Source organism: Kitasatospora sp. NPDC056138, assembly GCF_042264695.1.
In the GTDB taxonomy this organism is placed as follows: domain Bacteria; phylum Actinomycetota; class Actinomycetes; order Streptomycetales; family Streptomycetaceae; genus Kitasatospora.
Genome location: NZ_JBHJVK010000010.1, coordinates 135,740 through 158,513, shown reverse-complemented (window position 1 = coordinate 158,513; position 22,774 = coordinate 135,740). Strand labels below are relative to the sequence as shown.

The 22,774-nt window shown below is 73.4% G+C and carries 20 protein-coding genes; 14 read left to right on the top strand and 6 right to left on the bottom strand.

The genetic code is table 11. From position 1 onward, the window contains the following. The 6 genes from ACFC1R_RS10205 to ACFC1R_RS10180 all read left to right on the top strand — a co-directional run. Nucleotides 1-1,377 (top strand): dihydrolipoyl dehydrogenase family protein (locus ACFC1R_RS10205; protein ID WP_375935711.1); only part of this gene is annotated, 1,377 nt, incomplete at its 5' end. 209 nt (nt 1,378-1,586) lie between these two features. After that, nucleotides 1,587-2,675 (top strand): WD40/YVTN/BNR-like repeat-containing protein, encoded by a 1,089-nt coding sequence (locus tag ACFC1R_RS10200; RefSeq protein WP_375935708.1) that lies wholly within the window; start codon nt 1,587-1,589, stop codon nt 2,673-2,675. Nucleotides 2,676-2,809: 134 nt separating this feature from the next. Then, nucleotides 2,810-3,229, top strand: a complete 420-nt coding sequence (locus tag ACFC1R_RS10195) for a molybdopterin-binding protein (RefSeq protein WP_375935705.1) — start codon at nt 2,810-2,812, stop codon at nt 3,227-3,229. 163 nt (nt 3,230-3,392) lie between these two features. After that, nucleotides 3,393-3,935: a hypothetical protein gene (locus tag ACFC1R_RS10190; protein WP_375935702.1), complete on the top strand. Its 543-nt coding sequence runs from the start codon at nt 3,393-3,395 to the stop codon at nt 3,933-3,935. Between the two features lie 102 nt (nt 3,936-4,037). Continuing rightward, nucleotides 4,038-4,877, top strand: coding sequence for a DUF4097 domain-containing protein (locus tag ACFC1R_RS10185; protein WP_375935699.1), 840 nt, complete (start codon nt 4,038-4,040; stop codon nt 4,875-4,877). Nucleotides 4,878-4,971: 94 nt separating this feature from the next. Continuing rightward, nucleotides 4,972-6,165, top strand: a complete 1,194-nt coding sequence (locus ACFC1R_RS10180) for a cytochrome P450 (protein WP_375935696.1) — start codon at nt 4,972-4,974, stop codon at nt 6,163-6,165. A gap of 53 nt (nt 6,166-6,218) precedes the next feature. Here the strand turns inward: ACFC1R_RS10180 and ACFC1R_RS10175 are convergent, their stop codons facing one another. Continuing rightward, nucleotides 6,219-6,686 carry a molybdopterin-dependent oxidoreductase gene (locus ACFC1R_RS10175; RefSeq protein WP_375935693.1) on the bottom strand — a complete coding sequence of 156 codons (468 nt, stop codon included), beginning with the start codon at nt 6,684-6,686 and terminating at the stop codon, nt 6,219-6,221. A 380-nt stretch (nt 6,687-7,066) separates the two neighbouring features. Between ACFC1R_RS10175 and ACFC1R_RS10170 the strand changes: the two genes are divergently transcribed. Beyond that, the gene (locus tag ACFC1R_RS10170; RefSeq protein WP_375935690.1) at nt 7,067-8,608 is read left to right on the top strand and encodes a PucR family transcriptional regulator; all 1,542 of its coding nucleotides are present in this window, start codon (nt 7,067-7,069) and stop codon (nt 8,606-8,608) included. Nucleotides 8,609-8,644: 36 nt separating this feature from the next. Here the strand turns inward: ACFC1R_RS10170 and ACFC1R_RS10165 are convergent, their stop codons facing one another. Continuing rightward, entirely contained in the window at nt 8,645-9,124 is a 480-nt protein-coding gene (locus ACFC1R_RS10165) for a MarR family winged helix-turn-helix transcriptional regulator (protein ID WP_375935687.1), read from the bottom strand. Nucleotides 9,125-9,221: 97 nt separating this feature from the next. On the opposite strand from ACFC1R_RS10165, the gene ACFC1R_RS10160 reads away from it, so the two are divergent. After that, nucleotides 9,222-10,004 (top strand): dioxygenase, encoded by a 783-nt coding sequence (locus tag ACFC1R_RS10160; protein ID WP_375935684.1) that lies wholly within the window; start codon nt 9,222-9,224, stop codon nt 10,002-10,004. A 277-nt stretch (nt 10,005-10,281) separates the two neighbouring features. Here the strand turns inward: ACFC1R_RS10160 and ACFC1R_RS10155 are convergent, their stop codons facing one another. Continuing rightward, nucleotides 10,282-10,521 carry a hypothetical protein gene (locus ACFC1R_RS10155; RefSeq protein ID WP_375935681.1) on the bottom strand — a complete coding sequence of 80 codons (240 nt, stop codon included), beginning with the start codon at nt 10,519-10,521 and terminating at the stop codon, nt 10,282-10,284. Between the two features lie 215 nt (nt 10,522-10,736). On the opposite strand from ACFC1R_RS10155, the gene ACFC1R_RS10150 reads away from it, so the two are divergent. The 6 genes from ACFC1R_RS10150 (at nt 10,737) to ACFC1R_RS10125 (ending at nt 16,097) form a co-directional block, all read left to right on the top strand. After that, the gene (locus ACFC1R_RS10150) at nt 10,737-11,630 is read left to right on the top strand and encodes an SDR family NAD(P)-dependent oxidoreductase (RefSeq protein ID WP_375935678.1); all 894 of its coding nucleotides are present in this window, start codon (nt 10,737-10,739) and stop codon (nt 11,628-11,630) included. A gap of 25 nt (nt 11,631-11,655) precedes the next feature. Further along, nucleotides 11,656-12,096, top strand: a complete 441-nt coding sequence (locus tag ACFC1R_RS10145) for a MerR family transcriptional regulator (protein WP_375935675.1) — start codon at nt 11,656-11,658, stop codon at nt 12,094-12,096. A gap of 150 nt (nt 12,097-12,246) precedes the next feature. Further along, nucleotides 12,247-13,779, top strand: coding sequence for an AMP-binding protein (locus tag ACFC1R_RS10140; protein ID WP_375935673.1), 1,533 nt, complete (start codon nt 12,247-12,249; stop codon nt 13,777-13,779). Between the two features lie 380 nt (nt 13,780-14,159). After that, the gene (locus ACFC1R_RS10135; RefSeq protein WP_375935670.1) at nt 14,160-14,960 is read left to right on the top strand and encodes a TIGR03084 family metal-binding protein; all 801 of its coding nucleotides are present in this window, start codon (nt 14,160-14,162) and stop codon (nt 14,958-14,960) included. 186 nt (nt 14,961-15,146) lie between these two features. Continuing rightward, nucleotides 15,147-15,326: a hypothetical protein gene (locus tag ACFC1R_RS10130; RefSeq protein WP_375935667.1), complete on the top strand. Its 180-nt coding sequence runs from the start codon at nt 15,147-15,149 to the stop codon at nt 15,324-15,326. A gap of 42 nt (nt 15,327-15,368) precedes the next feature. Then, entirely contained in the window at nt 15,369-16,097 is a 729-nt protein-coding gene (locus ACFC1R_RS10125; protein ID WP_375935664.1) for an aspartate/glutamate racemase family protein, read from the top strand. Between the two features lie 163 nt (nt 16,098-16,260). Here ACFC1R_RS10125 and ACFC1R_RS10120 read toward each other — a convergent pair whose 3' ends face one another. The 3 genes from ACFC1R_RS10120 to ACFC1R_RS10110 all read right to left on the bottom strand — a co-directional run bounded on the left by ACFC1R_RS10120 (nt 16,261) and on the right by ACFC1R_RS10110 (nt 22,618). After that, the gene (locus ACFC1R_RS10120; protein ID WP_375935661.1) at nt 16,261-19,548 is read right to left on the bottom strand and encodes an error-prone DNA polymerase; all 3,288 of its coding nucleotides are present in this window, start codon (nt 19,546-19,548) and stop codon (nt 16,261-16,263) included. Nucleotides 19,549-19,711: 163 nt separating this feature from the next. Then, a complete protein-coding gene (locus ACFC1R_RS10115; protein ID WP_375935658.1) occupies nt 19,712-21,712 on the bottom strand; it encodes a hypothetical protein in 2,001 nt (666 codons plus the stop codon). 129 nt (nt 21,713-21,841) lie between these two features. Next, nucleotides 21,842-22,618 carry a hypothetical protein gene (locus ACFC1R_RS10110; RefSeq protein ID WP_375935655.1) on the bottom strand — a complete coding sequence of 259 codons (777 nt, stop codon included), beginning with the start codon at nt 22,616-22,618 and terminating at the stop codon, nt 21,842-21,844. Nucleotides 22,619-22,774: the final 156 nt, after the last annotated feature.

Genomic DNA, 22,774 nt, shown 5'->3' with positions numbered 1-22,774 from the left:
GACCGGACCCGCGCCGCCGGGCTGAGCACCGTCATCGTGGAGAGCCAGCTGATCGGCGGCGAGTGCTCCTACTGGGCCTGCATCCCGAGCAAGGCGCTGCTGCGGCCGGGCTCGGCGCTGGCCCACGTGCGCGCCCTGCCCGGCGCCAAGCAGGCTGCCGAGGGCCGCCTGGACACGGCCGCCGTGCTGGCCCGCCGCGACGAGTTCACCTCGCACTGGCACGACGACGGCCAGGTCGAGTGGCTCCGCTCGGCCGGGATCGACCTGGTGCGCGGACACGGCCGGCTGGCCGGCGACCGGGCCGTACTGGTCGACGGCGAAAGGCTGTTGACCGCCCGGCACGCCGTCGCCGTGTGCACCGGCAGCCGTCCCGCCCTACCGCACGTCCCCGGACTCGCCGAGGCCCACCCCTGGACCAGCCGGGACGCCACCAGCTCCGCCTCGGTACCGCCCCGGCTGGCGGTGGTCGGCGGCGGGGTGGTCGCCGTCGAGATGGCGGCCGCCTGGCGCTCGCTGGGCTCGGAGGTCACCCTGCTGGTGCGCGGCGGAGCGCTGCTGCAGCGGATGGAGCCCTTCGCCGGTGAGCTGGTCGCCGAGGGCCTGCGGGAGGCCGGCGTGGACGTGCGGTTCCACACCGCAGTGACCGCGCTGCACCGTGACGGTCCGGTGATGCTCACCCTGAGCAGCGGTGACGGTGACGCCGCCGACGGCGGGCAGTTGACGGTGGACCAGGTGCTCTACGCCACCGGGCGGGCACCGCGCACCGACGACATCGGCCTGGAGAGCATCGGCCTGTCCCCCGGCAACTGGCTGACGGTGGACGACGGTTGCCTGGTCACGGAGGTGGACGGCGGCTGGCTGTACGCCGTCGGCGACGTCAACCACCGCAATCTGCTCACCCACCAGGGCAAGTACCAGGCGCGGATCGCCGGCGCCGCGATCGCCGCCCGCGCCCGGGGCGAGCAGCCCGACACCACCGCCCGCTGGGGCGCCTACGCCGCCACCGCCGACAGCGCGGGGCCGCCGCAGGTGGTCTTCACCGAGCCGGAGGCGGCAGCGGTCGGACTGAGCCTCGGCGCGGCCGAGCGGGCGGGCCTGCGGGTCAGGGCCGTCGACTTCGAACTCGGCGACGTCTCCGGCGCCGCGCTGTACGCCGACGACTACCGGGGCCGGGCCCGGCTCGTGCTCGACCTCGACCGCCAGGTGATCGTCGGCGCGACCTTCGTCGGCCCTGCGGTGGCCGAACTCCTGCACTCCGCCACGGTGGCGGTGGTCGGCGAGGTCCCGATCGACCGGCTCTGGCACGCCGTCCCGGCGTTCCCCACCATCAGCGAGATCTGGCTGCGCCTGCTGGAGACCTGCCGCGACAGCGCATAGCGGCCCCGGGGGACCGCGCGGGGCACCGGTCGCGCCCGCGCGGCACCCCGCACAGCTGCTCGCCCCCACGCCCGTCGCGGCCCGCCGGCGGGAGTCGGGGCCCATCGGCGCGGGTCGCGGCGCGCCGGGGCCGATGACGTGCACGGTCGGCGTCGGCGGGAGCAGACTGGCGGGCGGGGGCCTTACCTCTTCGCCCGGGTGGTTGCGTCATGAGCGAGACACTGTTGGCCGTCGGCACGCAGAAGGGACTCTTCCTGGGGCGCAGCCCCGACCGGGCGAGGTGGGAGTTCACCGGCCCGCACTTCCCGATGAACGCGGTCTACTCGATCGGGATCGACCGGCGCGAGGGCCGGGTCCGGCTGCTGGCGGGGGCGGACAGCAGCCACTGGGGCCCGTCCGTCTGGTGGTCCGACGACCTCGGGGCGAGCTGGCAGGAACCGCCGCGCCCGGCCGTGCGCTTCCCCGGGCACACCGGGACCTCGCTGGAGCGGGTCTGGCAGTTGCAGCCCGCCGGCGCCGAGGCCCCCGGCGTGGTGTACGCGGGGACCCAGCCGGCGGCCCTGTTCCGCTCGGAGGACGGCGGCGAGAGCTTCGCCCTGGACGTGCCGCTCTGGTCGCACCCGCACCGCAAGGACTGGGCCGCCGGGTTCGGCGGACAGGGACTGCACACCATCGTCACCGATCCGCGTGACGCGGACGCGCTGACGGTCGCGGTCTCCACCGGCGGGGTGTACCGCACGTCGGACGGCGGGCGGAACTGGCACGCCGCCAACAACGGCATCCGGGCCGCCTTCCTGCCGAACGAGTACCCGGAGTTCGGCCAGTGCGTGCACAAGGTCGCGGCCGACCCGGTGGACCGCGACCGGCTGTACCTCCAGAACCACGGCGGGGTCTACCGCAGCGACGACGGCGGCGGCCACTGGCAGGACGTCGGCTCGGACCTGCCCGCCACCTTCGGCTTCGGCGTCGCCGCCCACCCCCGGAAGTCCGGCACCGCGTACCTCTTCCCGCTCGACGCGGACTACGCCCGGCTCCCGGCCGCCCGCCGCTGCCGCGTCTTCCGCACCCGGGACGCGGGCGCGAGCTGGCATCCGCTCTCCGACGGCCTGCCGGCGGAGGACCACTACGGCGTGGTGCTGCGCGACGCGCTCTGCACCGACGACGGAGAACCGGCCGGGGTGTACTTCGGCAACCGCAACGGCGAGGTCTACGGCAGTGCGGACGAGGGCGACAGCTGGGCGCTGCTCACCTCACACCTGCCGGACGTGCTCTGCGTCCGGGCGGCGGAGCTGTCCTGAGGCAGCAGGTGCGGGAGCGGCCGGGGCGTTGTCCTGGCACCTGCAAAGGGCGTCCGAACTGGGGAAACATCCGCAGTAGGGTATCGACCGTCAAGTGGAATTCAGTTTCCGTGATACGAAATCGAGGTCATCTGATGAGCCTGAGCATCCGCAACCAGCTCCCCGGCACGGTCACCGCCATCGCCACCGGCGAGGTCATGGCCAGCGTCAAGGTCAGCCTGACGGGCGGGCAGGAGCTCACCGCCGCCGTCACCCTGGACGCCGTACGGGACCTCGGCCTCGGCACGGGCAGCGAGGTCCGCGCCCTGGTGAAGGCCACCGAGGTCGCCCTCGCCACCGGCCCGGTCAGCGGACTGAGCATCCGCAACCAACTCCCGGGAACCGTCTCCGAGGTGGCCACCGGCGGCGCGATGGCCGGCGTCAAGGTCGCGGTCGCGGGCGGCGAGCTGACCGCGGCGATCACCGCCGACGCGGCCACCGAGCTCGGCCTCAAGGCCGGCACCCCGGTCGTCGCCCTGATCAAGGCCACCGAAGTGTCGCTCGCCGCCGCCTGATCCGGCCCGCCCAGGACCCGGCGCCCGGCCCCCCGCCCCCCCCCCCGCCGCCCCCCCCCCCCGCGACACTCCCCCACCCTGCCCCGCCCCACCCCGATCCGTGACACCACCCTTCGCCGGAAAGACACTTGATGCGGCGTCAGAGTGGTGCCACCATGGCGTCATGGACCTCGCGCCGTACGTCGACAGCCTCCGACAGCAGCTCGCGGTCGCCGCCGAGGCCGGCGGCGAGGAGACCCGCGCACTTGCCGAGCGACTCACCGCCCCGCTGGAGGCGGCGGCCCGGCTCACCCTGCTGGACGCGCTCTCCGCCGCCGCGGCGGAGATCACCCGCGACCTCGCGCCGGGCTCGGTCGACGTCCGCCTGCGCGGGCTCGACCCGGACTTCGTCGTGACGCCCTCACCGACCCGAGAGCCGTTCGAGGGCGCGGCGCCGGAGTGGTCCGAGGCCGTGCCGGGCGCCGGCCGGCCGCTCTTTCCGGTGGCAGCGCCGGAGGGCGAGGAGGGCGGGACGGCGCGGATCAACCTCCGCCTGCCCGCACACCTCAAGCTCCGGGCCGAGGAGGCCGCCGGCCGGGAGGGGCTCTCGGTCAACTCCTGGCTCGTCCGGGCCGTCGGTGCCGCCCTGGAGCCCGCGGACACCGGCCGGCCGAGCAATCGGAGCAGCCGCTGGAGCGGCCAGAGCTACACCGGCTGGGTGCGCTGACCCGGCATCCGGCACCCCCTCCCCTCACCGGCCCCACCAGCGGGGAGACCCACCCGTCCCGCCAGCGGGGACACCCAGCAGAGCCATCACGACGGGACCGCCATGCCATTTTTCGACACTCCCGAACCGATCTCCGCCACGATCCGACTCGACCTCGGCTCGGTCCGGATCACCGGCGGCAAGCGCGTCGACACCGTGGTCGAGGTACGTCCGAGCAATGACCGCAGAGAGTCCGACGTACGGGCCGCAGAGCAGACCCAGGTCACCTACTCCGATGGAGAGCTGCAGGTCAGAGCACCGAAGCAGCGTTCCCTGTTCGGTCGGGGCGGGTCGGTCGACATCATGGTCGAGCTGCCCGCCGGCTCCCGCGTGCACGGCACCGCGGCCATGGCGGACTTCCGCTGCCGGGGCCGGCTCGGCGAGTGCGGGTTCAGGACCTCGTACGGCGACATCGAGCTCGACCAGGCCGGCGCGCTGCAACTGACCACCGCCTACGGCGACGTCACCGTGGAGCGGGCGACGGGCCCCGCCGAGGTCACCACCGGGTCGGGCGCCGTGCGGATCGGTGGGATCGACGGCACGGCGGTGATCAAGAACGGCAACGGCGACACCGAGATCGGCGAGGTCACCGGTGGCCTGCGGCTGAAGGCGGCCAACGGCGGCATATCCGTCGACCGGGCGCTCGCGGTCGTCGTCGCCAGGACCGCCAACGGCGACATCCGGATCGGCGAGGTGGCACGCGGCTCGGTCGAACTGGAGAGTGCGTACGGCGAGTTGGAGATCGGCATCCGCCGGGGCACCGCCGCCTGGCTGGACGTGCACTCCAACCACGGGACGCTGCACAGCCGCCTGGGCTCCTTCGCCGGGCCCGCGGAGTCCGACGAGACCGTCGAGGTGCGCGCTCGCACCGGCTACGGCGACATCCTGGTCCGCCACGCCTGATCCGGCCGACCGCACTCTCGGCACCACCCCCCGGAACACGACCACCCGGGCCACCACCCGCCCGGGCCACCGATCACCTGGAAGGGGAACACCGATGACCATGCCCGTCGACGCCTGGGGCAGCCACCCGCAGCAGTTCTGGCTGCGCGGACGGCAGCCGGAGCACCCGGTCCGGTACGACGAGAAACTCGGCTTCTGGAACGTCTACGGCTATCCGGAGGCGCTCGACATCCTCGGTGACCCGAAGACGTACTCCTCCCACACGGTCCGCCGGTTCGTCCCCGACGCCGAGGAGGCGGTCACGGCCGGCAACCTGGTGCAGCTGGATCCGCCGGACCACGCCAAGCTGCGCAAGCTGGTCAGCCACGCGTTCACCCCGAAGATCGTGGCCGGCCTCGAACCGCGGATCAGCGCCCTCACCCGCGAACTGCTGGACGAGGTCGCCGACCGGGACCGGTTCGAGCTGGTGACCGACCTGGCGTACCCGCTGCCGGTGATCGTCATCGCGGAGCTGCTGGGCGTACCGAGCAGTGACCGCCCGCTGTTCCGGAAGTGGGTGGACCAACTGTTCGACAACCAGGACCAGTTCTCGCTGGTCGACCAGGGCGAAGAGCAGCAGGCCCTGCTGCGCAAGCGGATGGCGCAGGCACAGGTGATGCTCGACTACCTCCGCGCGCACGCCGACGAGCGCAGGCGGAAGCCGCGCGAGGACCTGCTGACCCAGCTCGTCCAGGCGGAGGTCGACGGCGAGCGGCTGAGCGACCCGGAGGTGGCGAACTTCGCGAACCTCCTGCTGACCGCCGGGCACATCACCACCACCATGCTGCTCGGCAACACGGTGCTGTGCCTGGACACCCACCCCGAGCAGGCGGCGCGGGTGCGCGCCGACCGCTCGACGGTACCGGGCGCGATCGAGGAGTCGCTGCGCCTGCTGACCCCGTTCGCGACCACCTTCCGGCTCACCACCACCGAGGTCGAGATCGCCGGACAGCGGATTCCGGCGGACGAGGTCATCGCGGTGCGGATCGCGGCGGCGAACCGGGACCGGCGCCAGTTCGCCGACCCCGAGGCCTTCGACCCCACCCGCGACCCCAACCCGCACCTCGGCTTCGGGCGCGGCATCCACTTCTGCCTGGGCGCGCCGCTGGCCCGGCTGGAGGGCCGGATCGCGCTGAACATCCTGCTGGACCGCTTCCCGGTGCTGCGCACGGATCCGGACAACCCGCCGGTCTTCCTGCCCTCACCGGATCTGACCGGCCTCAAAACGCTACCGCTCCGGACCGGTTGACGCCTGCACGGCAGGGCCGCCGGGCTCCCCCGCCGACGGTCTGACGCGCCCCCTCAGTCACCCACCGCACCGAGCCACACCGCCGTGATGCCGCTGATGTAGCGCGCGCCGGAGGCGTCGGCGGGGACGACCAGCTGCGGGCCCGCCCCGTCCAGCGGGGTCCCGTCGATGCTGGTGGCGAGCAGGATCTGCTGCCCGCCGAACTCCGGGTCGATCTCGGCCCAGGAGAGCACCACGCAGTGGCCGTCGGCCCCGGTCAGTGCGATCAGATGACGCAGCCGCTGCTTGCGGCCGGTGAGGTCGACCCGGGGCTTGGCCGCGCGCAGCACGTCCCAGAGCCTGGGCCCCTCGAAGGTGTGGTGCTGCAGGCCGCTGCTGAGGCAGTCGAAGCTCGCCTCGACCCGGTGCACCGGCAGGGTGCGGAGCTGTTCCACGGTCAGCTCGACGGGCTGGTCGAGCCGCCCGTGGAACCTGACCGTCGCGGTGGCGGGTGCTGCGCCCACGGACTGCGTGGTTCTCATCGGCGGTCCCCTCCGGGTCGCACCCTGCGGCCCGGAAGGGTGGTACCCGAGCACACCGATGGCCATTCTCGGATACCCGACTGAACACACATTTTCAGCAGCAGATGCAATGGATGAACGGCTACATTCCCTGCATCTGCCACAATGGCCGGATCCACGGTTCTCCCGCCGCCGACTCCGGCCCCCGGTGCCCGCGAACCGATCGGAGCCGCAGCGCAATTGGGCGGACGACTGGTGTCGGACACCGAGCCGGGCGGTCTCGTTCGGTTGATCAGACAAGAGGGGATTACGGGCTTTCGTCTTGCATTTACGATGCCTGTGCGCACCTTGCCCTTGCTGAAGCCAGAGGCAGGAACGGCGCGGAGCGCAAGGAGCGAGACATGATCGTCGGGGACCTGCTGGAGTTGGACGACCTGCACATCGGGCTGGCCTGGGGAACGTCCGACCTACTGGGCCGCCAGGTCACCGGCGTGACCTCCACCGACCTGCAGGACCCCGCCCGCTACCTCCAGCCCGGCGAACTGGTGCTGAGCGGCCTGGTCTGGTGGCGGCCCGACCAGACCACGGCCGCACTGCGCTTCGCCACCTCGCTGCGCAGCGCCGGGGTGGCCGCCCTGCTGGCGGGCGAGGGCACCCACGGCTCCGTGCCAAAGAGCCTGGTCGAAGCCTGCCGCACCCATGGCATCCCGCTGCTGTCGGTGCCGCCCGGCACCAGCTTCCGCGCCGTCACCGACCGGGTCTACCTGCGCCTGTGGGGCGATCTCCAGACCCGTTCGCACGGCGTCGCCGCGATCCCCGAGGCCGCCCGGCGCGAACTGCTCGGCCTGCTGCACACCGGGACCCGGCTGGACGAGGTGCTGGCCCGTGCGGTCGCCCGGCTCGGGCTGCCGGACTGCTCGGTGGTCACGGCGAGCGGGCGGGTGATCGCCTCCTCGACGACCGGCGGCGGGGCTGCACGTGGGTCCGTGCCGATCGGGCCGCAGGACGACTCGCCGTTCGACGGCTGGCTGTTGCAGCCGCACACCGTCCCGGAGCCGTGGGCAGCCGGGCTGCTGCCCGGTCTCGCCGAGTTGCTCACGCCGCTCGCGACCCGAGTGCGGGCCACCGCCGCCGCACAGCGCCAGACGGCGGCGCGGGCAGCCGAGTTGGTGGCCCAGGACGGCCCGGAGCCCGAGCTGCTGGACACCCTCGCCGCCTGTGGCCTGCCCCCCGGCGCCGCACTCGTACCGGTCACCGTACGGCTGGACGGCGGCACGGCGGAGCCGTGGGCCGCGGCCTGGGCGGTGTCCGCGCTCGCGGAGGCGCTGCACCGGATCGGCGCACCCTTCGCGGCCGGCACCGACGGCCGCGGCGGCGCCGTCGGCCTGGTCGCCGCCCCGGCCGCAGCAGTCACGGCCGGACTGCGCAGCGCCTGGCCCGCGCTTCAGAGCAGGCTGACCGGCCGCCGGTGGCTCCGCGCCGGGGTCGGCCCCGCCACCGCCCCGACCGGTGAGCAGCTGCGCGGGGCACTGGTCCAGGCCGCGTACGCGCAGGACGCCGGGGCGGCGACCAACCGCACCAGCGGTACGGACACTGATGTCCGCAACAGCGCGGCCGCGGTCGGCAGCAGCGTCGAACTCGGCTCACTGGCCGATCTGTTGCGGGGCATCCCGGTCGAGGTCACCACCGCGTTCCACCGCAGGCTGCTGGCCCCGGTCGTCGAGCACGACCGGGAGAACAGCGTCTCGCTGCTCGGCACCCTGAACACCTTCCTCGACCACGACGGCTCCTGGGCGCGGACCGCCGAGGCCCTCCACCTCCACGTCAACACCGTCCACTACCGCATCCGCCGGATCGAGGAGCTCACCGGACGCAGTCTGGCCCGACTGGAGGACCGCATCGACCTGCGCGCCGCCCTCCTCTGCGCACCACCCGCCCGCTGACACCCCGCCCGCCCCGGGGAAGGGCGCCGCGGGGCGTCAGCGTTCGACGCCCCCGCGCTCGGCCGCGCGCAGCCGCGCGCCGACCTCCCCGAGGCTCTCCCCCAGCACCGCCAGCTGCTCCCGGTCGAGTACGTCGATCAGCACCTCGCGGACCATGGCCACGTGCCCCGGAGCGGCCGCCCGCAGTACCCGCCAGCCCTCCTCGGTCAGCTCGGCGAAGACCCCGCGCACGTCGCTGGCACAGGAGCGGCGGCGGACCATGCCGGCCTTCTCCATCTGGGTGACCTGGTAGGTCAGGCCGCTCTTCGAGGTGACCAGCCGATCGGCGAGGTCGGTCATCCGCAGTGAACCGTCAGGCGCGGCGGAGAGCTGCACCAGGATCTCGTACTGCGTGTGGGAGAGTCCGGCGTTCTCCTTGAGCTGGTGCTCCAGGCGGCGGGCGATCAGGTTGCTCGCGACGACGAAGCCCCGCCAGGCCGCCATCTCCTGCTCGTCGAGCCAACGGGGTTCGTCCATGACGACATCCTACCCTGTTGTTCAAATTCGAACGAAGGTGTACCGTCGAAAACCCAAGGTTCAAATTTGAACTAATAGCTGGAAGCCGAAGCCGACCATGAGCACTGCCACCCCCGCGCGCATGCCCGCCCTCTACCTCTCGCACGGCGCACCGCCCCTGGCCGACGACCCGATCTGGCCCGGCGAGCTGGCCGCCTGGTCCGCCGACCTGCCCAGGCCCACGGCGATCCTGATGATCTCCGCACACTGGGAGGAGGCTCCGCTCGCCCTCGGCGCGACCACCACCGTCCCGCTGGTCTACGACTTCTGGGGGTTCCCCGAGCACTACTACCGGGTCCAGTACGCCGCGCCAGGCGCACCGGAACTCGCCGAGAGCGTGCGCAAGCTGCTGCGCTCCCCCGGCACTCCCGTCCAGGACATCCCCGACCGGGGCCTCGACCACGGCGCGTACGTGCCGCTGGTGGAGATGTTCCCGGCGGCCGACATCCCGGTGCTCCAGGTCTCGATGCCGACGCTCGACCCGCAGCGGCTGCTGGAGATCGGCCGTCGGCTGGCCCCGCTGCGCGACCAGGGCGTACTGATCGTCGGCAGCGGCTTCTTCACCCACAACCTGCGGGCGATCAGCCCCGACGGCCGGGTGCCCTCCGTGATGGCCGAGTTCGACGACTGGGGACGCCGCGCGCTGGCGGCCCAGGACCTCGACGCACTGCTCGACTTCGAACGCAAGGCCCCGGCCGGGAAGCTGGCCCACCCGCGTACCGAGCACTTCGCACCGCTCTTCGTCACCCTCGGTGCCGGGGAGGCCGACCTCGGCTCGCAGCGCAGCGTCATCGACGGTTTCTGGATGGGTCTCGCCAAGCGCTCGATCCAACTCGGCTGACTCCCAAGGCCTCCGGTTGCCCCCGGCCGCCTCCGACTGCTGCTGCCGCCGCTGTCCGGCACCGGCCGTTCCGGCTCCCCCGGGCCGTCTCCGACGGCTTCCGACGGCTTCCGACGGTCTCTCGACGACGCCAGGACAGCTGTGGCACCGGTGGCAGCAGCGGCGGCCATGGCCCCGAGCGGTTCCCCTCCGGTCGGCGGCCGACAGGTCGAGGGCCGGCCGGGTGCGCCCGTTGAGCACCCGGCCGGCCCCTTGGCCGAGCCGCCGACCCCTGTGGTCAGCTGCTGGTCGCGTCGCCGCCGACCGCGAGCGCGGCGCCGCCCGACGAATTGGCGTCGCCGCCGACGGCGAGCGCAACACCGGCGCCGGTGCCCGTGAAGGCCGCGTCACCGCCGACGGCGAGGGAACCCTGCGGGTGCATGCCGTCGTGGTGGGCGGAGGCCACGCCGGCCCCGCCGATGAGAGCGATACCGGCCATGGCCGCGACAGCGGCAATCCTGGCGATCGAGGTGCGCATGAGTCCTCCGGAAGTGGTGAAGAACCAGATTGGTGACAGGACGCCACGATCTTCGGCACCCCGGAGCGCGATCCGGACAACCAGACGCACTCGATCCACCCTCCCGGACGACCAGATACACCGGTACGGCCGAGTGGACACGATCCAAACCTGTCCCTGTCTCCGAGCGGACGCCTTGACCCTGACACTGGCGGCAGGGTTACACGCTCTCCCTCGTGAACAGCATCGACAGCACTTCGCTGCACGGAAAGGTCGTCGTGGTCACGGGCGCGGGGACCGGAATCGGCCGCGCGACCGCACACGGGTTCGCCGCCCTCGGCGCCCGGGTGGTGGCCGTGGGACGCCGCCCAGGACCCCTCGCCGAGACGACCGCCTCCGCCCCCGCCCCTGTCCCTGCCCCCGTCTCCTTCTCCCGCACTGCCTCTGGCGCGGGTTCCGCCTCTGCGGCTGCCGACCGGAACGCGGCCGACCCCACCGCTCTCGGCGGGAACACCACCGCCCGTGGGAGCTCCTCCATCACTCCCCTGTCCGCCGACATCACCGCTCCCGGCGCGCCCGAACGGATCGTCGACGCCGTCATGGCGCTGCACGGGCGTCTGGACATCCTGGTGAACAATGCCGGGATCGTCCGCAGCGGAGCGCTCGGCAGCATCCCGCCTGCGTCGATCGAGCCACAGCTGGCCACCAACCTGGTCGCCCCGATCCTGCTCACCCAGGCCGCGCTCCCTCCGCTGATCGCCGCTCGCGGCGTGGTCGTCAACGTCACCACCTCGGTCGGTCAACGCGCCTGGCCCGGGAGTTCGGTGTATGCGGCCACCAAGTCCGCGCTCGAACTCCTCACCCGCAGCTGGGCGGTGGAGCTCGCCCCCCGTGGCGTCCGGGTGGTCGCGGTCGCTCCCGGCGCAGTCGAGACGCCGATCGGCGAGCACTCGGGCCGCACTCCGGAGCAGAGTGCCCGGATCCGCGACTGGCAGGTGGCCCACACCCCGCTGGGCCGGCTCGGCCGACCCGAGGAGGTGGCCTGGGCGATCACCCAGCTCGCCGCCCCGCAGGGCTCGTTCGTCACCGGCGTAGTCTTCCCGGTGGACGGCGGTGCCGTCGTCGCGTGAGACCGGCGGATGCGGGGGGCAATGGATGCGGATCGGTGAACTGGCCACGGCCGCAGGCGTGTCGGTCCGCTCCCTGCGGCACTACGAGCAGTCCGGCCTGATCCACTCCGAGCGTGCGGACAACGGCTACCGCCGGTACGGATCCGGAGCGGTCAACCGGGTGCACAACATCCGCCACCTGCTCGATGCCGGGCTGACCGTCGACGACGTCCGGGTCTTCCTGCCGTGCCTGGACGGCGACCTGAGCTCCGCCGTGCCTTCCGCCGAGGGCTTGCAGGTGGCACTGGACCGGCTCGCCGTCCTGGAACGGCGGATCGCGGCGCAGAGCGAGGTGCGCGACCGCCTCGCGTCCGCGCTGCGCACGGCCGGTGTGACCGGCGTCGTGAGCGATGCCGTGACGGACGTTGTGCCGGATGCCGTGACGGACCGCGTGAAAAGTCGTGTGACGGACGGCGTGACGGCCTAGAACCCGCCGCTGCCGGGTGGCCGGTCCCGGGTGAACGGTCCTGTGGCCGGTCCCGGGTGGCCGGTCCCAGGTGGCGTCCTCCGCCGGGCCGCCTCCGCCGTCCCCGGACAGGGGTAGGCGGGAGGCCGCCGGGCCGGGCACAGTGGCGTCATGCAGACTCCACTCACCGTGATGGACTTCCTCGACCGGGCCGAGCTGGTCTACGGAGACCGCGTCGGACTGATCGACGAACCGGTCCAGCCCGCCTCCTCCTGGGGCGATGTGACGTATCGACGGATGGCCGAGCTGGCCCGCGCCCAGGCCGCCGGCCTGGACCGGCTCGGCGTCGGCCCCGGCGAGCGGGTCGCCGTCGTCTCGCACAACTCCGCCCGCCTGATGACCTCGTTCTACGGGGTGAGCGGCCACGGCCGGGTGCTGGTACCGGTCAACTTCCGTCTGAAGGCGGAGGAGGTGGCGTACATCGTCGAACAGAGCGGGGCGTCCGTCCTGCTGGTGGATCCGGAGCTGGACGAGGCACTGGCCGGGATCCCGGTCAAGCACCGGTTCGTCCTCGGCGCCGAGAGCGACGAGGTGCTGTACGACTTCGCCGACGAGCCGGTACGCCACCGGATTTCCGAGTCGCAGACCGCCACCGTCAACTACACCAGTGGAACCACCGCCAGCCCCAAGGGAGTTCAGCTCACCCACCGCAACCTCTGGCTCAACGCGGTACTGATGGCGATGCACTTCGGGGCGAGCGACCGGGACGTCTACCTGCACACCCTGCCGATGTTCCATGCCAACGGCTGGGGCATGCCGTTCGGGCTGACCGGGCTGGGCGCGCAGCACGTCGTCCTGCGCAAGGTGGACGGCACCGAGATCCTGCGCCGGGTCGAGCGGCACGGGGTGACCTTCCTGAGCGGTGCACCCGCCGTCGCCGCCATGATCCTGGAGGCCGCCGCCGACTGGGACGGGCCGATCCCCGGGCGGGACCGGGTCCGCATGGTGATCGCCGGCGCGCCGCCGCCCACCGCGATGGTGCAGCGCTTCGAGGACGAGCTGGGCTGGGAGTTCATGCAGATCTACGGCCTGACCGAGACCTCACCGCTGGTCACGGTCAACCGCAGCCGCGCCGAGTGGGACGGACTCCCCTCCGCCGAGCGGGCGGAGAAGCTGGCGCAGGCCGGCGCGCCCGCGCTGGGCACTCAGCTGCGGGTGGACGGGCAGGGCGAGGTGCTGGTCCGCTCCAACGTGGTGCTGGAGGGCTACTGGCAGCAGCCGGAAGAGACGGAAGCGGCGCTGGAGGACGGCTGGTTCCACACCGGCGACGGCGGCTCTCTCACCGACGGCGCCCTCACCATCGCCGACCGGAAGAAGGACGTCATCATCTCCGGCGGCGAGAACGTCTCCTCGATCGAGGTGGAGGACTGCCTGTACCGCCACCCGGCGGTGCTGGAGGTCGCGGTGATCGGTGTGCCGGACGCCAGGTGGGGCGAGACGGTCAAGGCGCTGGTCGTGCTCAAGGACGGCCACTTCGCCGACGAGGCCGAGCTGATCGCACACTGCAAGCAGCGGCTGGCGGGGTACAAGTCGCCGACCTCGGTGGAGTTCCGCGACGCGCTGCCCAGGACCACCACCGGCAAGCTGCAGAAGTTCCGACTGCGGGCGCCCTACTGGGAGGGGCAGCAGCGCGGGGTCAACTGAGCTGTGCGGCAGGGGCGGTCGGCCCCGCCCGGGCCGAACCTGCCTGCTGCTGCGCCCGGTTCGGCCCGGTTGCGGACACCCGGCTCGCGCATCGCACTCTCCGGGTGACCGGAGACGGCAACGCGGGCATGGGCGGGCAGGCGCCGGTGCGGGCGGGCACGGGGGCTGCGGGTACGCCGGGCGGTGGTCCCCGGGTCGGGTCGGAAGGTCGACGCCCGGCACCGCGGCTCGCACCCCTTGGACGGAAGAGTTCCGGGCGGACCCGTTCCGCCCGGCCCGTCACAGCAGTTACGCTGCGGACGCCGTCGGCTCCAGCGGGTGCCGACGGGTGCCGGCGGACCGCCGTCACACCACCGACGGAAGGCTGGAGAGGCAGACCGATGGCAGACCTCACCGCGCTCCTGGACGACCTGCGGGCCGAGAGTGCCGACCTGGACGACCTGGTCGCCGGACTGGACCGTGCCGGGCTCACCACCCCGACCCCGGCCGTCGGGTGGACCATCGCCCACCAGATCGCCCACCTGGCCTGGACGGACCGCTGGTCGCTGCTCGCGGCGCGCGACGCCGAGGGCTTCCGGGCCGCCACCGAAGGCGAGTTCACCTCCGGTGCGGATCCCGTCGAGGCGGGTGCGGCGGAGGGCGTGGGCGAGGAGCCCGCCGCGCTGCTGGGACGCTGGCGCGCCGGCCGGGAGGAACTGGCCTCCGCACTGCGGGAGGCCGAGGCGGCGGGACTTCGACTGCCGTGGTTCGGTCCGCCGATGAAGCCCGCCACGATGGCCACCGCCCGGCTGATGGAGACCTGGGCGCACGGGCAGGACGTCGCGGACGCCCTCGACGTGGAGCGCAAGCCGACCGCCCGACTGCGGCAGGTGGCCCACCTCGGCGTACGCACCATGGGGTTCGCGTTCGCGCAGCACGGACTGCCGGTGCCGCCGCCGGACCGGCCGATCCGGGTCGAACTCACGGCGCCCGACGGCGAGCTGTGGACCTGGGGGGCCGAGGACGCGGAGGACCGGGTGACCGGTCCCGCGCTGGACTTCTGCCTGCTGGTGACCAAGCGGCGGCACCGGGACGACCTGGTGCTGCGCGCCGAGGGCGCAACCGCGTCGGCCTGGCTGCCGATCGCCCAGGCGTTCGCGGGCCCCCCGGGAGAGGGGCGGCCTTCGAGGGCGGCGAGTTGAGCCGAATATCCCTCCATCGAGCGATTCACCACCTCTGTTGACGAATGGTTGACTGTGCGTCATGAAGCGGCGCACACGATCCCACGGTCGACTCCGCACCGGTTCCACGCTCGACCCGGTGGCCGGCTCCACACCGTGGCGGCCGGCTTCGCGGCACTCCTCGCTGTCGGCCTCCTGTCCTCCGCCGTGGCTTCCACCGCCGCGACTTCCGCTGCCGCCGCATCGGCCGCCGGGGAGACGTCCGCTCCCGCGAGCAGCAAGCGGGTCAGCCCGGCGGAGGCCAGGGTGGACACCTCCTTCGAGCAGTACCGCTCCGCCGTGCTCGGCCGGAACGCCCGTGCCGACCCGTCGGGCCCGGCCGGCTGACCAGCTGATCCCCCCGGCCTCCGGGCATGCGAGAGTTGGCCGATGAAGACCATCGGCCTGCTCGGCGGAATGAGCTGGGAATCCACGGCGGAGTACTACCGTCTGCTGAACGAACTGACCAGGGAGCAACTGGGCGGCCTGCACTCGGCCCGGTGCGTGCTCTACTCGGTCGACTTCGCGGAGATCGAGCGCCTCCAGGTCGAAGGACGCTGGGAGGAGGCCGGTGAGGTGCTCGCCTCCGCCGCCGAAGCACTGGCGGCCGCAGGCGCGGACCTGCTGCTGATCTGCACCAACACCATGCACAAGGTCGCCGACCAGGTCGCGGCGGCCGTCGGGATCCCGCTGCTCCACCTCGCCGACACCACGGGGGCTGCCGTCCGGGCTGCCGGGGTGCGCCGAGTCGGTCTGCTCGGCACGGCGTTCACCATGGAACAGGACTTCTACCGTGGCCGTCTGGCCGACCACGGGCTGGATGTCCTCGTCCCGTCCCCCGACAGCCGCGCCACGGTCCACCGGGTCATCTACGAGGAACTGTGCCAGGGCGTCATCCGAGCGGAGTCGCGCCTGGCCTACCAGGCAGTCATCGACGAGCTGGTCGCCGCCGGAGCGGAGGGAGTCATCCTCGGCTGCACCGAGATCGAACTTCTCATCGCCCCCGAGCACAGCCCCGTCCCGGTCTTCGCCACCACCCGCCTGCACGCCGAGGCCGCTGTCGCCGCCGCCCTCGTCGACCACCCCGGCACGCTCCACCCGCCGAAACCCGTCCGCTGAGCGTCCGGCCGCCGGACGGGAACCACCGGACGGGAAGCCGGAAACTCCCGCTGTCGGCACGGCCCGGACGCGCCGACCGGCCCGCACCCGGCCCGTCGGCCTCGGACGCCGCCCCTCTCGGACGCCGCCCTCTCGGACGCCGCCCTCTCGGACGCCGCTCCCCTCAGACACCGATCCGGAGGGCGGTCAGGCGGGTGGCGACCAGGTTGGTGGCGCCGTGGTTGCGCTCGACGAGACCCTGGACCAGGAGTCCGGCCCGGTCCAGGGCGGTGCGGCGGTTGGGCTCCCAGACCGGGCGGCTGCAGACGACGTTGATCAGGCCGGTCTCGTCCTCCAGGCTGAGGAAGAGGACACCGCCTGCCGTCGGGGGCCGCTGGCGGTGCGTCACCAGTCCGCCGACCAGGACGGAGGTGCCGGGCTCGACCCCGGGCAGGGCCGACGCCGGCAGGGCGCCGCCCCGGTCGAGGGCCGGGCGCAGATGCTGCACGGGGTGACTGGTGGCGGAGGTCCCGGTGGCCCAGAGGTCGGCAATGGTCTCCTCGACCGGGGTCATCGCGGGCAGCGGCGGAGCGTCCACACCGGGGGCCGTGCCCGGCAGGCTGTCCGGCGAGACGGTCGCGTACGCCCCGGCGGACCAGAGTGCCTGACGCCTGGTCAGTCCGAAGCAGCCGAAGGCCCCGGCCGTGGCCAGCGCCTCCAGGACGGACGTCGGCAGGGCGGTACGGCAGGCGAAGTCCTCCAGGTCCGCGTAGGGCTGCCCGGCGGCGATCACCTCCGCCTGCGGGGCACCGAGCCCTCTGACAGCGGTGAGCCCGAGCCGGATGGCGGGCTGGCGGACGGCGGGTTGGCGGTCGGGCGGGCCGGCGGACGGCCTGACGGCGGTACGGCCGCACGGCTCGGGCTCGGGCTCGGGCTCGGGCTCGGGCTCGGGCTCGGGCTCCAGGGTCGGGCCCGGCCTGCTGGCGTTGACGTCCACCCCACGGACCTCGACGCCGTGCCGCCGGACATCGGCGACCAGGCTCAGCGGCGAGTAGAAACCCATGGGCTGGTTGGCCAGCAGGGCGCAGGTGAAGGCGGCCGGGTAGTGGTGCTTGAGCCACGCGCTGGCGTACACCAGATAGGCAAAACTGATCGCGTGGCTCTCCGGGAAGCCGTAGCTGGAGAACGCTTCGATCTTGGTGTAGACGTCCTCGGCGATGTCGGCGGGGATGCCGCGCTCGGCCATGCCGTCCAGCAGGCGCTGCCGCAGTTCGGCGACCCGCCGGTGGGAGCGTTTGGCGCCCATCGCCTGCCGCAGCCGGTCGGCCTCGGCCGGGCTGAACCCGGCGCAGTCGATGGCCAGTTGCATCATCTGCTCCTGGAACAGCGGCACCCCGAGGGTCTTGCTCAGGGCGTTCTCCATCAACGGGTGCGGGCAGCGGGCCGGTTCGGCCCCGGCGCGTCGGCGCAGATAGGGGTGGACCGAGCCGCCCTGGATCGGTCCGGGCCGGATCAGCGCGACCTCGACCACCAGGTCGTAGAAGTGGCGCGGCTCCAGCCTCGGCAGGGTGGCCATCTGGGCTCGCGACTCGACCTGGAAGACACCGACCGTGTCGGCCCGGCAGAGCATCTCGTACACCGCCGCGTCGTCGTCCGGGATGCCCGCCAGGTCGAGGCGGCGGCCGTGGTGGGCGGCGATCAGGTCGCAGGTGTCGTGCAGTGCGGAGAGCATGCCCAGGCCGAGCAGGTCGATCTTGACCAGTCCGGCTCCGGCGGTGGAGTCCTTGTCCCACTGCAGCACCGAACGCCCCGGCATCCGGGCCCACTCGGTGGGGCAGATCTCGCCGACCGGTTCCCTGGTGAGCACCATGCCGCCCGAGTGGATCCCCAGGTGCCTGGGCAGTCCGTGGAGTTGGCGGCCGAGGTCGAGCACGTCGGCGGGGATCACCGCGTCCGCGCCCGGCGGGCTGCGGAAGTCGGCCTGCCGGGTGAAGCCCTCGATCTGCCCCTGCGGGTAGCCGAGCACCCGGGCCGCGTCGCGCAGCGCGAGCCGGGGCCGGTAGGTGATGACGTTGGCGACCTGGGCGGCGTGCTCGCGCCCGTAGCGCCGGTAGACGTACTGGATGACCTCCTCGCGGCGGCGGTTCTCGATGTCGAGGTCGATGTCGGGCGGCCCGTCGCGTTCGAGGCTGAGGAAGCGCTCGAAGAGCAGGCGGTAGTGGATCGGGTCCACGGCGGTGATGCCGAGGGCGTAGCAGACGGCGGAGTTGGCGGCGGAGCCCCGGCCCTGGCACCAGATGTCCTGCTCCCGGCAGAAGTCCACGATGTCGTGGACGATGAGGAAGTACCCGGCCAGATCGAGCTGTTCGATCACCTCGAGTTCGCGGGCGAGCTGGCGCAGCGCGGGTTCGTTGTCCGCGCCGAACCGGACCGGCCCGGCCTCGGCGACCAGGGCGCGCAGATGGCTGCTCTCGCTGTGTCCCTCGGGCACCGGGAAGCCCGGGAGCCGGGGGTCCAGTCCGCCGAAGTCGAAGGCGCAGGCGCGGCCCAGCTCCACGGTGGCCTGCTGGACGCCCGGGTAGCGGGCCAGCCGGGCGGCCATCTCGCGGCCCGACCGCAGATGGGCCGTGCCCGAGGCCATCGTCCAGCCGGCCGCCTGCTCGACCGTGCGGCGTTCGTGCAGCGCGGCCAGCCCCTGGGCCAGCCGGGCCTCGGCCGGGGTGGCGTGGTGCACGTTGTTGGAGGCGACGGCGGTCAGGCCGAGTCCGGCCGCGAGCGCGGCCAGCCGGGCGTTGCGCAGGTCGTCACCGGGCAGGCGCTGGTCGATCAGTTCGACGTAGACGTTCTCCCGGCCGAACGCCTCGGTGAGCCGGTGGAGTTCCCGCTCGGCCGCCGCCGGACCGCCGGTGGCGAGGGCAGCGGCTACCCGCCCCTTTCGGCAGCCGGTGAGCACCGCCCACTGGCCCCGGTGGGCGGCGGCGAGCCGGGCGAAGTCGTACGCCGGACGGTTCTTCGCGCCGCCCGCGAGCTGGGCGGCACTGATCTCGCCGGACAGGCTGCGGTAACCCGCCGGATTGCGGGCCAGGACCAGCAGGTGCTCGTCGGGACTCAGGCCGAGCTCGGCACCGAAGACGGTCCGAAGCCCTGCGTCCCTTGCCGCGTCGGCGAATCGGACCACCCCGTAGAGGCCGTCGTGATCGGTGAGCCCGACGGTCTCGATGCCGAGCCGGACGGCCTCCTCGGCCAGCACCTCGGGGTCGCTCGCGCCGTCGAGGAAGCTGAACGCGGAGTGGGTGTGCAGCTCCGCCCACGGGACGGCCGCCCCCGGCGGGGAGGGGGGCGGCGTCCGCGAGGCCGGACGGCGGTGCAGCGGCACCACATCGCCGCCGGGCCGGTCGGGCTCGCCCGGTCGGCCCGCCATGCGGCGGCGCAACTCGCTCCAGGGGAGCGAGGGGTGGCTGGTGAATCCCATCGCGGATCGTGCTCCGTGGGGTGGTCGGGGATGGTGCCGGTGCGGTTCGGTGTCTCGGGGTCCCCCTTCCGTCCGTGCGCTGTCGCAGGCGTGGCGGTACCGGGCGCAGGCGGTACCGGGCGCAGGCGGTGTCAGCCGTGGGCGGTACCGGGCGTGGGCGGTGTCAGTCATAGGCCGCCTCGACGGACCAGCGGCCGTCCTCGACAGTGAGCATCAGGGCCCGGTCACCGGCCACCGTGATCTGGAAGCGGGCCCGGCGGCGGCGCCGGGCCGGATCCCACCAGTACTCGACAGCGGGCCAGGGCCCGGTCCAGCCGGTGACCTCCAGCAGCCTTCCGTCCAGGACGAGCCGGGACGGCGGAGCGGACACCTCGGCTCGTCCGCTGACGGTGACGGGTTGTCCGTCCGGGTCCAGGACGGTGACCGGCACCGGGCTGCGGGGCACCACGGAGGGTGCCGGGTCCTGCACCCGACCCGGCCAGGGGGCGGGTGCAGGTGCCTCGTGCACCTCTCCCCAGGGCACCCGTGCCAGTTGCTCCGCCGGGCCCCGGCCGCCGGCCGGCTCGATCCGGCGCAGTCCGGCGTGCCCGAGCACCGCCTGCACCCGGGCGACGGCACGTTCGACCCGGTCCTCGGCCACGGCCTGGCCCCAGAGCGCCAGCTGCCGTCCCCGATCGGGTGCCAGGCCGTCGGGGGCGAGGCGCAGCGCGGTGAAGCCGGCCGCCGCGCCGAGGGCCGGGCCGCTGTCGTCGCTGTCACTGCTGCTGCCGCTGTCGTCCGGGGCCGATGCCTGCGCCGCGAAGGTGCCTGCGGTCTGCCAGGCCTGGAGCTGCCAGCGGACGCGTTCGGCGAGCGCGAAGGGACCGAGTCTGCCGTCGTGCCGCCAGAGGCGGGAGACGGTACGACCGTCGGCGCAGGTCACCTCGACGGCGACCCGTCGGCAGGCCAGTCCGGCCGCGGCCAACCGGGCATGCAACTGCTCGGCGAGCGTGCGGGCCACGAAGATCAGCGGTTCGGCGAGCAGCTCCGGCGGGTCGAAGCGGTGTTCCACCGTGAGGTCCAGGCCCTCGGGGCGGGGGACGAGCGGACGTGACTGCAGTCCGCGGGCGCGGCGGTGTGCGGCCGTCCCGGTGGGGCCGAAGCGGTCGGCAACCGCCCGTCCGGAGAGTGCGGCGAAACCGCCGACGGTGTGCACCCCGAGTCGGACCAGCAGTTCGGTCAACGGCTCGTCCCCGAGCGCGGTCACGGGGTACGGGGCGAGGAACTCCCCCGTCCTGCCGTCCGGCACGAGCACCCCGGCACGGGCCGCGAGCACCGCTGCGAACAGCCCGTCGGCCACTCCGACCTGGCAACGCGGCGGCATCTCCGGCGCTTCCACCCGGAACTCCCCGGCCTCTCCGGCTTCCCTGAACTCCCTGAACTCCCGGAGCCCTTCGGCCTCACCGGGCTCCCGGGCCGCCGCCGCTGCTGCCGCCGGTGCCGGTGCTGTGGTCGCAGATGCCCGGGCCACGGACGTGGCCCGATCACCGCCCTCGGGTTCACGGTGCAGCGGTGTGACCGCACAAGTCGCCCGCCCCTCCTCCGACGGACCTCTGCCGCCACCGCCGCCGTCGTCCCCGTGCAGCGGCAACGCCCGTACCTCGGCCGACCGTCCACCCTCCCCGTGGGTCAGCAGCGGTGACGGCGGTACGCGTTCCTCCGGCGGGGGCACGTCGGCCGGGGCATCGGCCGGACCGTCGGCCGGGGCATCGGGCGCGAGACGGGACACGCCTCGGCCGAGGGTCTCGGCGACCGCCGTGTGCACCTGGGCAGCCAGCGCCTCCTCGCCGCCGAAGTAGCGGCTCGGCCCTTTGACCGGGATCGCGCACATCCCCGGCCGCAGCACCTCGACCCGGGGCGTGAACGCCTCCACCGCAGCGACCACCGGTTCGAACAGACGGGTCTCGGCTTCCGGGTCACGGTCCCGGAGCTCCAGTTCCGGGCAGAGCCGCTGGGCCAGCCGCAGCCGCTGTCCACGGCGTACGCCTGCGGCACGGGCCGCGTCCGAACAGGCCAGCACCCGTCCGGATTCCAGTACCGCCACCGCACGGTCCGTACCGGCGGCCTCCGGCACCGTGGCCACGACCGGCCAGTCCGGACACCACACCACCAGCACTCGCGGCACGCCCGAACCGGAATTCGAGCCCGAGCCCGAGCCCCGGTCCGAACCCCACTCCACGGTCACCGTCGTCGCCATCTCACACCGCCGCACCACTCACGTCACTGGACCCACCGCCCCCGTCTCCACGCCCACTCACACCACCGCCAGCCCGAGACCGCCGAGCGCCGGCTCCGGTGCGGCGACCCCTGCGCCTCCGGCAACCCCGGCAACCCCGACGGGCGCCGCCCCGACAGGTGCCGCCCCGGCAGGCAGCGCCCCGGCAGGCAACACCCCGCCCGACTCGCCAGGTTCGACCACCCGTGCCGCACCGTGTTCGTCCGGCAGCCACAGGCGGGCCGTCCGGACGCGGGCTCCGGCTCCGCGTCCCTCTGCCGCGACCTCGGCCTGCCGTCCCAGCAGTTGTCCGTACCCCTCGCCCAGGCCGAACCAGCGCGCCGACCTCACGCCCAGCCGCAACCCGGCTCCCGGCCAGGGGCCGGCCACCAGCAGTGCGCAGCCGCCGCGCCGCAGCACGGCGGTGAGCCGGGCCGCCAGCTGCGCGGGTACCGGGCCGTCCGGGCGCAGCAGGATCAGACCGACCGCCCCGGACAGGGCCGCGACGACCTCCGGCCAGTGCTGCCCGGGGTCGTCAACGAGCAGCAGCCGGCGCAGGTCGAAGCCGTATCCGGCGGCGGCCGCCAGCCCGAGGTCGGGCAGTCCCACGGCCGCCGACCAGGTGCCCTCGACCGCCGCCGCGCCGGCCGCCAGCGCCAGCAGCAGACCGGTGTCGCCCTGCACCGAGACCGCCGCGCCGCGCCGCAGCCCGCCACCGGGCAGCAGCGGTGCCAGTGCCGGGAGGACGGGCAGCAGGTCTTCTCCGGTCGACGCGAGGGCGGCCGGGCGGAGCAGCGCGGAATCGAAAGTGGGCACACTTCAGGATCGAACATATGTTCAGTGATATTCAAGTCCAACTATCTGATAGAGCGACAGAAACGCCCTGATCTGCACATATGCAGAGAAGCGAGACGGACCGGTCACGCTCCGCACCCATTCGCACGCGCACGCCATATTCGAACACCTGGCAGC